Source organism: Janibacter cremeus (assembly GCF_013409205.1).
In the GTDB taxonomy this organism is placed as follows: Bacteria; Actinomycetota; Actinomycetes; order Actinomycetales; family Dermatophilaceae; genus Janibacter; species Janibacter cremeus.
On sequence record NZ_JACCAE010000001.1, the window covers coordinates 1,691,647 to 1,704,043 of the forward strand.

Annotated in this window: 11 protein-coding genes; 6 read left to right on the plus strand and 5 right to left on the minus strand. The window is 69.9% G+C overall.

What is annotated here, in order from left to right; all coding sequences use genetic code 11:
• The first annotated feature begins 1 nt into the window (after position 1).
• Genes BJY20_RS08015 through pknB form a run of 4 tightly spaced genes read left to right on the plus strand, consistent with a single transcriptional unit; the run spans position 2 to position 6,000 of the window.
• Positions 2-1,231 carry a Stp1/IreP family PP2C-type Ser/Thr phosphatase gene (locus BJY20_RS08015; RefSeq protein ID WP_185991049.1) on the plus strand — a complete coding sequence of 410 codons (1,230 nt, stop codon included), beginning with the start codon at positions 2-4 and terminating at the stop codon, positions 1,229-1,231.
• Positions 1,228-2,604, plus strand: a complete 1,377-nt coding sequence (locus BJY20_RS08020; protein ID WP_185991050.1) for an FtsW/RodA/SpoVE family cell cycle protein — start codon at positions 1,228-1,230, stop codon at positions 2,602-2,604. Before BJY20_RS08015 ends, BJY20_RS08020 begins: the two co-directional genes overlap by 4 nt.
• Entirely contained in the window at positions 2,601-4,055 is a 1,455-nt protein-coding gene (locus BJY20_RS08025) for a peptidoglycan D,D-transpeptidase FtsI family protein (RefSeq protein WP_185991051.1), read from the plus strand. Before BJY20_RS08020 ends, BJY20_RS08025 begins: the two co-directional genes overlap by 4 nt.
• 49 nt (positions 4,056-4,104) lie before the next feature.
• A complete protein-coding gene (gene pknB / locus BJY20_RS08030; protein WP_185991052.1) occupies positions 4,105-6,000 on the plus strand; it encodes a Stk1 family PASTA domain-containing Ser/Thr kinase in 1,896 nt (631 codons plus the stop codon).
• A gap of 74 nt (positions 6,001-6,074) precedes the next feature.
• Here the strand turns inward: pknB and BJY20_RS08035 are convergent, their stop codons facing one another.
• Positions 6,075-6,731 (minus strand): aminodeoxychorismate/anthranilate synthase component II, encoded by a 657-nt coding sequence (locus BJY20_RS08035; protein WP_185991053.1) that lies wholly within the window; start codon positions 6,729-6,731, stop codon positions 6,075-6,077.
• Between the two features lie 16 nt (positions 6,732-6,747).
• Positions 6,748-7,590 carry a DUF881 domain-containing protein gene (locus BJY20_RS08040; RefSeq protein ID WP_343062815.1) on the minus strand — a complete coding sequence of 281 codons (843 nt, stop codon included), beginning with the start codon at positions 7,588-7,590 and terminating at the stop codon, positions 6,748-6,750.
• Between the two features lie 83 nt (positions 7,591-7,673).
• On the opposite strand from BJY20_RS08040, the gene BJY20_RS08045 reads away from it, so the two are divergent.
• A complete protein-coding gene (locus tag BJY20_RS08045; RefSeq protein WP_185991054.1) occupies positions 7,674-8,030 on the plus strand; it encodes a cell division protein CrgA in 357 nt (118 codons plus the stop codon).
• A 146-nt stretch (positions 8,031-8,176) separates the two neighbouring features.
• Here the strand turns inward: BJY20_RS08045 and BJY20_RS08050 are convergent, their stop codons facing one another.
• Together BJY20_RS08050 and BJY20_RS08055 are read right to left on the minus strand one after the other, a co-directional pair.
• On the minus strand, positions 8,177-8,911 hold the full coding sequence (locus BJY20_RS08050; protein ID WP_343062816.1) for a rhomboid family intramembrane serine protease: 735 nt from the start codon (positions 8,909-8,911) through the stop codon (positions 8,177-8,179).
• A gap of 181 nt (positions 8,912-9,092) precedes the next feature.
• The gene (locus BJY20_RS08055) at positions 9,093-9,614 is read right to left on the minus strand and encodes a peptidylprolyl isomerase (RefSeq protein ID WP_185991056.1); all 522 of its coding nucleotides are present in this window, start codon (positions 9,612-9,614) and stop codon (positions 9,093-9,095) included.
• A 120-nt stretch (positions 9,615-9,734) separates the two neighbouring features.
• Here BJY20_RS08055 and BJY20_RS08060 point away from each other — a divergent pair, with 120 nt between their 5' ends.
• On the plus strand, positions 9,735-10,709 hold the full coding sequence (locus BJY20_RS08060) for a hypothetical protein (protein WP_185991057.1): 975 nt from the start codon (positions 9,735-9,737) through the stop codon (positions 10,707-10,709).
• Positions 10,710-10,854: 145 nt separating this feature from the next.
• On the opposite strand, the gene BJY20_RS08065 is transcribed toward BJY20_RS08060, so the two are convergent.
• Positions 10,855-12,309, minus strand: a complete 1,455-nt coding sequence (locus tag BJY20_RS08065; RefSeq protein ID WP_221935279.1) for an MFS transporter — start codon at positions 12,307-12,309, stop codon at positions 10,855-10,857.
• Between the last annotated feature and the right edge of the window lie 88 nt (positions 12,310-12,397).

Consider the following 12,397-nt stretch of genomic DNA (forward strand, 5'->3'; position numbering starts at 1 on the left):
CGTGGCGCTGACCTTCCACTACGCCGCTCGCTCGGACGTCGGGCTCGTCCGCAAGGACAATCAGGACTCCGGGTACGCCGGTCCGCACCTGCTCGCCGTCGCCGACGGCATGGGCGGGCACGCCGGCGGCGACCTCGCCTCCGCGACCGTCATCACCGAGCTCGTCGAGATGGACCACGACTCCCTCACGGCGGCCGAGGCCTCCCTGCAGCTGGGCAAGGCGATCACCGCCGCCAACGAGGAGATCGCGCGCACCTACGCCGACCACGCCGAGCTCGAGGGCATGGGCACGACGGTCACGGCGCTGATGCGCGCCCGCAACAAGCTGATCCTCGCCCACATCGGCGACTCCCGTGCCTACCTGCTGCGCGAGGGTCAGCTGTCGCAGGTGACCAAGGACCACTCCTTCGTCCAGACCCTCATCGACGAGGGACGGATCACCGAGGAGGAGGCCAGCACCCACCCCCAGCGATCCGTCGTCACCCGCGTGCTCACCGGCTCCGAGGATGACGAGCCCGACCTGGGCGCCCGCGAGGCCCGGCGCGGCGACCGGTACCTGCTCTGCTCCGACGGACTGTCCGGCTTCGTCGCCCTGGACACCATCGAGGAGATCCTCACCGAAGGCACCCGTCCGGGCCAGGCCGCGGACGACCTCGTCTCCCTCGCCCTGCGCGCCGGCGCTCCCGACAACGTCACCGTCATCGTGGCGGACGTCGTCGACGCCATCAGCGCGCCCTCGACGCAGCCGCAGGTGGTGGGCTCGGCCGCTCTGCGCCGGCCCGGCAAGCGCACCCAGGACTCGCCGGCATCGCGGGCCGCCGCCCTTACCAGCAAGGACGAGGACGAAGGGGTGGAGCTGGACGAGGAGCGCGGCTCCGGTCGTCGGTGGTTGCGTCGCATCCTCGGGGCAGGCATCGCGGTACTCCTCCTCGGCGCCATCGCCTACGGGGGGTACGCCTGGACCCAGACGCAGTACTTCGTCGGCGTCCAGGACGACAACGTCACGCTCTACCGCGGCGTGGCCCAGGACCTCGGTCCGGTCTCCCTGCACACCGTCGTCGAGCAGACCGACATCGAGCTGCACGAGCTGCCCTCCTTCTACCGCAGCGAGGTGGAGGAGACGATCTCCGTCAGCTCGCGCAGCGAGGCCGAGCAGCGGGTCGACAGCCTGCGCGTCGCCGCACAGAAGTGCAGCGACCTGCGTGCCTCCGGGGAGGCGTGCGGCAGATGAGTCGAGCGATCACGACCATCACCCCGGCGCGCGGGCGCAACATCGAGCTGCTGCTCACCGCGCTGGCGCTCGGCGTCGTCGTCGTCGCCTACGCGAACGTCACCGTGGCCCAGGACGGCGAGATCCCCCCGGACCTGCTCGGGCACGCCGGTGTCCTCGGCCTCATCGCGCTCGGCGTGCACCTCGTGCTGCGCTGGCGGGCCAGTTTCGCCGACCCGATCATCCTGCCCATCGTCACGCTGCTCAATGGCATCGGCCTGGTGATGATCCACCGCCTCGATCTCGCGGCGGGCAATGACTTCACCTCCGGCCTGGCCTCACGACAGATTCTGTGGACCGGCTTGGGCGTCGCGATCGCCCTCCTCGTGCTCGTCACCCTGCGCGACCACCGGACGCTGCGCGGGCTGACCTACACCTCGGGACTGCTCGCGCTCATCTTCATCGCGATGCCGCTGACCCCGCTCGGGCACACCGTCTACGGCGCCCGCATCTGGATCAAGCTGGGGTCCTTCACCTTCCAGCCCGCGGAGGTCGCGAAGATCCTGCTGGCGATCTTCTTCGCCGGGTACCTCGTGCAGACCCGCGACATGCTCGCCCTGGCGGGCCGCAAGTTCATGGGGATCAGCTTCCCCCGCGCCCGTGACCTCGGTCCGCTGCTCATCGCCTGCGTCGCCGCTGCGCTCGTCCTCGTGCTCGAGAACGACTTCGGCACGACGCTGCTGCTCTTCGGTCTCTTCGTGGCCATGCTCTACGTCGCCACGGAGCGAATCTCCTGGATCGTCCTCGGTCTCGCCTTCGCCGCGATCGGCGCCGTCGTCGCCTACCAGTTCGCCAGCCACATCCAGACGCGCATCCTGTGCTGGACCGACACCTTCTCCCAGGAGGGCGCCGACCAGTGCGGCCAACTGGCCACCGGGATCATGGGCATGGCCGCCGGCGGGATCTCCGGCACCGGGCTCGGGCGCGGCCGCCCCTGGATGACGCCACTGCCGGAGTCGGACTTCATCTTCACCAGCCTCGCCGAGGAGCTCGGCCTGATCGGCGTCTTCGCGATCATCATGCTCTACGCCCTGCTCATCGAGCGGGGACTGCGTTCGGCCATCGGCCTGCGCGACGGCTTCGGCAAGTTGCTCGCCACCGGCCTGACCTTCGTCCTGGCGATCCAGATCTTCGTCGTCATCGGCGGCGTCACCCGGGTCATCCCCCTGACCGGCCTGACCCTGCCCTTCGTCGCCTACGGCGGGTCATCGCTGCTGACCAACTGGACACTGATCGCGATCCTGCTGCGCATCAGTGACCACGCGCGCCGTCCCGAGCCGGAATTCGACCCGGCGTCGATGGACGCACCCACCCAGGTGGTGAAAACGCGATGAACCAACCGATCCGACGTCTGTCGATGCTCGTGACGCTGATGTTCGCCGCGATCCTCGCCTCGAGCACCTGGATCCAGGTGCTCGGTGCCCAGGACATCAACAACGCGGACGGCAACCGCCGCACCCAGTTGGAGAACTACGCCCGCGAGCGCGGGCAGATCCTCCTGAGTGGGCAGCCGATCGCGACATCCGAGCCCTCCTCGGACGACCTGCAGTGGCAGCGCGTCTACACCCATCCCGAGCTCTACAGCCACGTCACGGGCTACTACTCCTTCACCTACGGCCCGGGCGGTGGTGTCGAGGGTGCGGCCGACGGGCTGCTCTCGGGGCGGGACGACAAGCTCTTCTACGACCGCATCACCGGCACCATCGCCGGCCGTACGCCCAAGGGCGCCAGCCTCGAGCTGACGGTGCGCCCCAAGGTGCAGCAGGCCGCCGAGCAGGCGCTCGGGGACCAGCGGGGTGCGGTCGTCGCGCTGGACCCGCGTACCGGGGCGATCCTCGCCATGGTCTCGCACCCCGACTACGACCCCACCGGGCTGGTCAGCCACGACCCGAACGTCGAGAAGGAGACCTGGGAGCGGCTCAACTCCGACCCCGCCCGCCCGCTGGTCAACCGGGCCATCGGCGGCAACCTCTATCCCCCGGGATCGGTCTTCAAGATCGTCACCGCCGCCGCGGCCCTCGAGGACGGCGAGTGGGACCCGGACTCGATGCTCCCCGGCCCGGCGAATCTCGACCTGCCACAGACGGATGTCGGCCTGCCCAACCACGGCGGCCAGCCCTGCGGCCCCAACGACGAGGTCAGCCTCGAGATCGCGGTGCAGAACTCGTGCAACACCGCCTTCGGCTGGCTCGGCATGGAGCTCGGCGGGAAGAAGATCCGCAATCAGGCGAGCAAGTTCGGCTTCGGTGACGACCTCCAGGTCCCGATGGACGTCGCTCCCTCGAGCGTCCCGACGAAGCTCAGCCCGCCCCAGGAGGCGCAGGTGGGCATCGGACAGTACGACGTGCGGGTCACCCCGCTGCAGGTCGCCATGGTCAGCGCGGCCGTGGCCAACGACGGGGACGTGATGCGGCCCTACATGATCGGGTCGGTCCTCGGCTCCGACCTGTCCACGATCGAGGAGACGAAGCCGGAGAAGCTCTCCGAGGCCATGGACGCCGAGACCTCCGACCAGCTCACCGACATGATGGAGCTCGTCGTCACCAACGGCACAGGCACCCCCGCGGCGGTGCCCGGCGTCAGCGTCGCGGGCAAGACGGGCACCGCGGAGCACGCCCCGGACGCCGCACCGCACGCGTGGTTCACCGGTTTCGCGCCGGCGGACAACCCCGAGGTCGCCGTCGCGGTCGTCGTCGAGGACGGCGGTCGCGCCGGCAGCGAGGCCTACGGAGGGTCCGTGGCAGGACCGATCAGCAGCGCGGTGATGAAGGCGGCCCTCGAGTGAGCACCACGACGACCACCACGCCGGCCATCTGCACGTCACGGGAGGCACCATGAGCACGTCACCTCGCCTGCTCGGCGGACGCTATGAGGTCGGGGAGCTCATCGGTCGAGGCGGCATGGCCGAGGTCCACCTCGGCCACGACGCCCGTCTGGGCCGCCCCGTCGCGATCAAGATCCTGCGCACCGACCACGCCCGGGACGCGGATTTCCTCGCGCGCTTCCGGCGTGAGGCGCAGTCCGTGGCAGGCCTGAACCATCCCTCGATCGTGGCCGTCTACGACTCCGGCGAGGAGCACGTCCGCGAGTCGGGTGGCGCGGCGCTCGACATCCCGTACATCGTGATGGAGTACGTCGACGGGCTCACCCTGCGGGAGCTGCTCAACGACTCCGAGACGGGCACGCTCGACCCGTACGAGGCCTCCCGCATCGTCCAGCACGTCCTCGAGGCGCTCGACTACAGCCACGACATGGGGATCGTGCACCGGGACATCAAGCCCGGCAACGTGATGGTCACGCATGCCGGCGACGTGAAGGTAATGGACTTCGGCATCGCCCGCGCCATCGCCGACACCCAGGCCACGATGACCCAGACCCAGGCCGTCATCGGCACCGCGCAGTACATCTCGCCGGAGCAGGCACGCGGTGAGACGGTCGACAAGCGCAGCGACGTCTACTCCACGGGTTGCCTGCTCTTCGAGCTGCTCACCGGGCGTACCCCCTATACGGGCGAGCCCATCTCCCTGACGTACCAGCACGTCAACGCCGACATCCCCTTCCCGTCGTCGGTCAACTCCGATGTCCCCTCCGAGCTGGACGCCGTCGTCGTCCACTCGCTGACCAAGGACCGGGACGATCGCTACCCCGATGCCCGGGCGATGGCCCAGGACCTGGCGGCCTTCGCCCACGGACGACCGATCAGCCCGGTGGCCACCTCCCGGCTCGAGGCCGCGACCACCAGCCTGCCGACGGTCGCTGCCGCCCCGCGCGCCGAGTCGGCGACGGGCCCCCGCAGCGACCCCGACACCGCGTCGATCCCCGCCACGACCGAGCGACGGCGCAACTCACGGCTCGGTTGGCTCTTCGCAGCACTGCTGCTGATCCCGCTCGCCCTCCTCGGCTGGTTCGCCTGGTCCGCCGCCCAGGGCCCGCCGGAGGTCACCGTGCCCAAGGTCGTCGGCACCAGCGAGGAGTCGGCCACCGCCACGCTGACCGACCTGGGACTCGAGGTCGACTCACGCGCCGAGCCCAGCGACAAGACCGTCGGTCAGGTCACCGACCAGAACCCGCGAGAGGGATCGACGGCGCGCGAGGGCGACGAGGTCACCCTCATCGTCTCCGCCGGTCCTGCAGACGTCAGCGTGCCCAATGTCGTGGGGATGACCAGGTCCGAGGCCACCGGCGCCCTCGAGGACGTCGGTCTGGAGGTCGGCGACGTCACCGAGGAGGACTCCGCCGAGCAGGGGCCGGACAAGGTCATCTCCGTCTCTCCGTCGGTGTCCGAGACGGTGTCGAAGGGCGCGTCGGTCGACCTCGTCGTCGCCAGCGGTCAGGTCGAGCTGAAGGACTACGTCGGTCAGGACGTCTCCGACGTGCGCTCCGAGCTCTACGACCTCAACCTCGAGGTCAAGGAGCAGACCGAGGAGTCCTCGGCACCGGTCGGCACGATCCTCGCGCAGAACCCCGCAGCGGGCAGCGTCGAGCAGGGCACGGAGGTCACCTTCGTCATCGCGGAGAAGGCCGCCTCGACCGTCACGGAGTCACCCAGCAGCACCAGCGAGACCAGTGAGCCGTCCGACTCGGAGTCCACGTCCGAGGAGTCCGAGCCGACGTCGACGGACTCGGAGTCGCAGTCGCAGTCGCCGGACCCGAGCGACACCTCACCCTCGCCGACGGGGCCCGATACCGGCTCCTCGCCGCGTAGCACCCGCTCGCCGGGGAGCCCGTAGGCGGCCACGGTGCTGCGGTGGTCGGCCACCGCTCCTGCCAGGGGCTGACCGCGTCCGGGGTGCCGTCCCCGCGATCAGCCCTGCGCGACGACGCGGGCGACGCCCTCGGCATCGCGGACCAGGGGGGACATGCCGTCGCTGCGGGCGACCGCACCGGAGGCGCCGGTGATCGCCAGCCAGTTGGCGAGGATGCGGTGGCCACCCTCGGTGAGGACCGACTCGGGGTGGAACTGGACCCCGTGCAGGGGCAGGCTTCGGTGCCGGGCAGCCATGATGACGCCGGACTCGGTGTGCCCGTTCGGCACGAGCTCGTCCGGCACGCTCGCGGGGTCGACGGTCAACGAGTGGTAGCGCGTCGCGGTGAAGGGGGAGGGCAGCCCGGCGAGTACGCCGTCCTCGTCGTGCAGGACGCGGCTGGTCTTGCCGTGGAGGAGTTCGGGCGCGCGCCCGACCCTCGCTCCGAGGACGATGCCGAGGGCCTGGTGGCCCAGGCACACCCCCAGCATCGGCTGGGCGCGCTCCGCGCACGCCTCGATCATCGCCGTCGAGACGCCGGCCTCCTCGGGGATGCCGGGTCCCGGGGAGACGAGCACCCCGTCGAAGTCCGCGCCGTCAGCGGGGGAGATCGCGTCGTTGCGCACCACCGTCGTCTCGGCACCGAGCTGCTGCAGGTATCCGACGATGGTGAAGACGAAGCTGTCGTAGTTGTCGACGACGAGGATCTGGCTCACCCGACCAGTATGGACCTCACCCGTCGTCGGACACCGCCCGGGCGTACTCCAGACGGCTTCGCCCCGAGAACGCCGGCAACTCCTGCTCCTCATCCACGCTCACCTCATAGCCCAGACCGACCGCGTCGACGTACTGCCGGTAGATCTCGACGGCCGGGTCCCTCGCGAGTGCCTCCTGCAACTCGTCCGGGTCGCCGATCGCGGTGATCGTGAAGGGTGGGGAGTAGACACGTCCCTGCAGGATCAGGGTGTTGCCGACGCAGCGCACCGCACTGGTGGAGATCACTCGCTGGTCCATGATCTGCATCGCCTCGGCGCCGCCTCGCCACAACGCGTTGACGACTCCCTGCACGTCCTGCTGGTGGACGATCACGTCGTTGACGGTGAAGCCCTTGGGGATCTGGTCGGCATCGAGGTGGGCGTCGTCGAGGGAAACGGTGACCGCTTCACCGGTGGCCGGCGTCAGGCCGGCGTCGTCGGCCACGGCCGTGGCCTCCTTGTCGAGCTCCCGCAGCCGCTTGCTGCCGGGAGCCGCCTCGCGGGTGAGCCGGTCGATGTCCGCGCGCAGCCCTTCCACCCGCTTCGAGGCCCGCTCGTTCTCGCGGGTGCCTTCCCTGATGATGCCCGGCAGGTCGGCACTCTCGGCCCGCAGGTCGGTGCCACGGGCGGTGGCGCCGGACGTGGCGAAGAGCAACCCGGCGCCCACCGCGATGACGGGCACCAGCGCCGACCATCGGGTGGGCCGGTGCGTCAGCCACGCGCGGATGCGCCCGGCCCGCGGGCGCGGCGGGTCTGCCCCGGGCGCCGACTCACGGGAGCGGATCACCTTCTCGTCGGCAGGGGTCTCGTCCTCGCCCACGCGTGTCCCACCCCCTTCGCTCGATCGCACCGGTGGAGACCTCTACGCTAGGCCACGAACCTGACACCTTGAAGGAGCACGCCGTGGCGAAGTCCGCCGATGACGCGAAGGACACCCCGAAGAAGGCCGCAGCCACCTCCGGGAAGGCCAAGGCCAGCCAGCTCTCCCGCTCCGGCGACCCGAGCAAGCGCGCCACCGCCGAGGCCGCAACCCAGGCGGCGGAGGCCAAGCAGCGGCACAAGGCCAAGGCGCAACGCGTCGGCAACCCGCCGTGGTTCGTCCCGGTGATGCTCGCGCTGATGATCATCGGCCTGGTCTGGGTCGTGACGTTCTACATCACCGGCCAGCAGTACCCCGTCCCCAGCTGGGGGATGTGGAACCTCGGGATCGGCTTCGCCTTCATCCTGGCCGGCTTCGCCATGACGACCCGGTGGAAGTAGCCACCCGGCTCTGGATGGACCACGAGGGCCCGCACGTCCTGGTCGGACGTGCGGGCCCTCGTGCACTCCCCACAGGTAACTGTGGACAACTCGAGTTGTCCACAGACTTGTCCCCACTTGGGGACAATTACATGGGTGTAACTCGCTCAGATGAGGGGCATCAGCCCGGTCGGCGAGAGGGCGTACTTGCCCACGGCGAGGGCGACGACCACGGCGAGGACGCCGAGGATCCCGGCCCAGGCGATGACCGGGCTGCGCCGGGAGCGTGCCACCGTCAGGGCCAGCGCGACGAGCGCCCCGGCGACCAGCCCACCGAGGTGCGCCTGCCAGGCCACGTTGGGGATGATGAAGCCGAGGACGGCATTGATGCCGATGATGGCCAGCATCCCCGAGCTGTCACGGCCGAGGTGACGGTTGAGCACGATCACCGCGGCGAAGAGCCCGAAGACCGCGCCCGAGGCACCCACGATCGGGGTGTAGGCCCCGGGGTCGCTGGGGTCGACGGGCTGGAAGAGCAACCACGTCACCGACCCGGCGAGGGCGGTCACGAGATAGACGGCGAGGTAACGCACCCACCCCAGCATCTGCTCGAGGTAGCCGCCGACGATCCACAGCGCGAACATGTTGAAGCCGATGTGCATGATCTGGTTCGGACTGTGGGCGAAGGCCGAGGTGAGCAGCCGCCAGGGCTGGCTCGGCCCGAGGGCCGGCGCGAACGCGACCTCCTGGAAGACCCGCGGCGAGAGCTGCTCGCCGATCCAGACCAGCACGCAGACCGCGATGATCGTCATCGTCAGGTACGGCTTGTCGGCACCGGCTCGCCCGCCCAGGACGGTGACCGGGCGACGCTCCCCCTTCGCCTGCTGTCGGACGCAGTCCACGCACTGGACACCCACGGCGGCGCTGCGCTGGCACTGAGGGCACGCCGGTCGGCGGCATCGTTGGCAGCGGATGTAGGAGACGCGGTCGGGGTGCCGGGGACAGACCGGAACGTCGGAACCACCGGCACCGTCGTGCGGCCCGGTGGTTCCTCCCCAGCCGGGGGGCGGCTGGGTCACGTGATCAGTCCTGGATGATCTCGACGGAGTCGATGGTGACCGGCTCGGCCGGCTTGTCCATCGCACCGGTCGGGACGGCGGCGATCGTGTCGACCACCTCGCGGCTCGGGGCGTCGGAGACCTCGCCGAAGATCGTGTGCTTGCCATTCAGCCACGGGGTCTCACCGACCGTGACGAAGAACTGGGATCCGTTGGTGCCCTTGCCCATCTGCTTGCCGGCGTTGGCCATGGCCAGCAGGTACGGCTTGCTGAAGGTCAGGTCGGGGTGGATCTCGTCGTCAAAGGCGTAGCCGGGGCCGCCGACGCCCTGACCCAGCGGGCAACCGCCCTGGATCATGAAGCCGGGGATGATCCGGTGGAAGCCGAGGCCGTCGTAGAACTTCGTGGGGTTGGAGCGGCCCGCGTCGTCGGTGTACTCCTTCTCACCGGTAGCGAGACCGGCGAAGTTGTCGACCGTCTTGGGGGCCTGGTTGGGGAACAGCTCGATGGAGATGTCGCCGTGGTTCGTGTGCAGGATCGCCTTCATGCCCTCATCGTAGTCAGCGGTTCCGACAGGTGGACGATCCGGGTCCTGGTGGTGCTCTCGGTTTTGCTCCGCCACGATCCAGTGCAGGATGGGGGTGTAGTCCATCGCGCAGGAGGAATGGTGTTCAAGAAGAACGACAAGGTCGAGGACGGGCGCGTTCGCGCCCACGAGACCGCCGAGACCGCTGCGGTCAAGGTCCACGAGATCATCGACAAGGTCGCCGAGCAGACCGAGCACAGCAGCGAGCGCGCGCAGGAGCTTCGGGCCGCCGCCGCCGAGCAGGCCGCGACCACTCGCGAGACGGCGTCCGCTCGCGCCGCCGAGCTGCGCCAGCAGGCCGAGGAGGCGAAGAAGGACGCCAAGAAGCGTCGCAAGGCCGCCGCCAAGGACGCCAAGAAGCAGGCGAAGAAGCAGGGGAAGAAGGCCCGCAAGGCCAAGGACGACGTGAGCAAGGAGGTCGCCCGGACCAGGGACGACCTCGGCCGGGACGTCGCCGACGCCCGCGAGAAGTTCGTCGGTACCGCGGGCAGCCTCGCCGCTGCCGGTGTCGCCGCCGGCCGCAAGGCTGCCGACGAGGCCGTCGTGCGCGGTCCGGAGGTACTCGCCGCCCTGCGTGACGAGCAGGACCCCTCCGCCGCCCTCGAGGCCGCCAAGGGCAACGCCAAGCCCAAGAAGAAGGGCCGCAAGCGCAAGCTGCTCCTCCTGGCGGTCGTCGCCGGTGGCGTCGCCGCTGTCGTGGCCAAGCAGAAGCAGGGGCCGAAGAAGGATCCGTGGGCCGTCCCCACCGGCGACCCCTACAAGGCCCCGAGCACCGGCCGTGACTCCTCCGTCGCCGGCGGTCTCGCTGCCACGGGCGTTGCCCCGGCCGCCGAGGCCGCGGATGCCGCCCCGGCCGAGCCGGTCGCCCCGGACACCTCGGCCGAGGCGAGCGACTCCGGGCAGGACCAGCCCGAGGGAGCCGACGCGTGGACCAACGCGCGTGACTGGGCGGACAACTCGGCCGTCCCGTCCACCACCGACGGTGCGGAGCACGCCGACCTCACGCCGGACCACCTCGACGGTGACCTCCCGGTGGAGGGCGACGACAAGCTGTGAGCTCCACCCCGCGTGACGAATGGGGGCCGATCCGCTGCTGCGGGTCGGCCCCCTTCGTCATGGTTGGGGTGCACACCGTGCGTGGGCCACTCGGTGGGCCTCTCCGCGACGCCGGCAGTCGCCCCCTTCGCCCGCGCCATGGCCATCAGGCGTCAGCCAGGACCATGCCCCTCCTGGGCTCGGCAACCTGCTCCGCGTTCTTCCCCGGGATGAAGAGGCAGACGAGCGCGCCGGCGAAGGCCGCCCCGGCTCCCACGACGAAGCAGATCCGAAAGGCGGTCTCGTCGGGGATGATGTGCCCGCCCAGCGAGATCGTGCGGCTGGTGAGGATCGCGGCCATGACGGCCCCGGCGACCGTGGTGCCGACGGAGCGCATCAGGCCGTTGACGCCGACGCTGGCGCCCGCCTCGTGGGCCGGCACGTTGTCGAGGATGAGGGTCGGCATCGCGGCATAGCCGATCCCGACACCGGCACTCGCGACGAGGCTGGCGACCATGAGCTGCCACGGGGCCTGCATCAGGCCGGTGGCGACCACGTAGCCGGCCCCCGTGACGACCGCGCCGATCGCGAGGGTCGGTTTGGCGCCGATGCCGTTGATGAGGCGGCTCGAGACCGGCGCGAAGACCATCATCATCAGGCCGCCGGGGGCCATCCACAGTCCGGTCTGCAGCAGGGTCTGACCGAGGCCGTATCCAGTGGCCTCGGGCATCTCGAGCAGCTGCGGGAGGACGATCGCCTGGGCCATCATCCCGAAGCCGATGAGCAGGGCCGCGATGTTGGTGAAGAGAACCGGTCGCCGAACGGTCGTACGCAGGTCGACGATCGGGTCGTCGTGGTGGAGCTGGTAGACGCCCCACACGAGCAGGACCACCACCCCGGCGGCGATGCTGCCCAGCGTGCTGCCGGAGCCCCAGCCCCACTGCGAACCCTTGCTGACCCCGATGAGGACGGCTGACAGTCCTGCTGCGAGCCCGATGATGCCCGGAATGTTGATGTGCGCGGGGTAGGCGTCGTGGACGGTGGGAACGACGACGACCGTGGTGATCAGGACGAGCACGGCCAGCCCGGCCGAGAACCAGAAGAGGCCGTGCCAGGAGTAGTCCTGGGCGATCCACGCGGACAGCGGCAGCCCCAGTCCGCCGCCGACGCCCATGGTGGCGCTCACCGCGGCGACGGCTCCGGCTTGCCGTTCCCTCGGGGCGATCTCACGCACCATGCTGATCGCCACGGGGATGTAACCCATCGCCATGCCCTGCAGGACCCGACCGATGAGGAAGGGAACCAGGCTGCTCGTCAGGGCCGCGACGACGGAGCCGACGAACAGGAGAGCAGCCGAGACGATGAGGACCTGCTTCTTGCCGAAGAGGTCGGCCAGTCGCCCGGAGACGGGCATCGTGATGGCCGCCGCCAGCAGCGTCGCGGTGATCGCCCAGGATGCGCTGCCGGCATCGGTCCCCAGCAGTCGTGGCAGCTGGCCCTGGATGGGGATGACGAGTGACTGCATGACAGCGCCGCTGAGGCTGCCCAGGCAGAGGGTCGCGATGACCAGAGCGGGAGAGAAGCGGCTCGGCGAGGTGGCCAGCGGCGAAGGGGAGGTCATCCAGGTCCTTTCCCCCATATGGGGTATGTAATGTACACAGATCGACTTGTGTACTATACACAGAGTTGTTGGAACCAACGAAAGGCCG

Bases quoted from the DNA above. Each gene is read 5' to 3' on its own strand.
- BJY20_RS08020 (WP_185991050.1), top strand. From the start codon at position 1,228: ATGAGTCGAGCGATCACGACCATCACCCCGGCGCGCGGGCGCAACATC.
- BJY20_RS08055 (WP_185991056.1), bottom strand. From the start codon at position 9,614: ATGAAGGCGATCCTGCACACGAACCACGGCGACATCTCCATCGAGCTG.
- BJY20_RS08065 (WP_221935279.1), bottom strand. From the start codon at position 12,309: ATGACCTCCCCTTCGCCGCTGGCCACCTCGCCGAGCCGCTTCTCTCCC.
- pknB (WP_185991052.1), top strand. From the start codon at position 4,105: ATGAGCACGTCACCTCGCCTGCTCGGCGGACGCTATGAGGTCGGGGAG.
- BJY20_RS08025 (WP_185991051.1), top strand. From the start codon at position 2,601: ATGAACCAACCGATCCGACGTCTGTCGATGCTCGTGACGCTGATGTTC.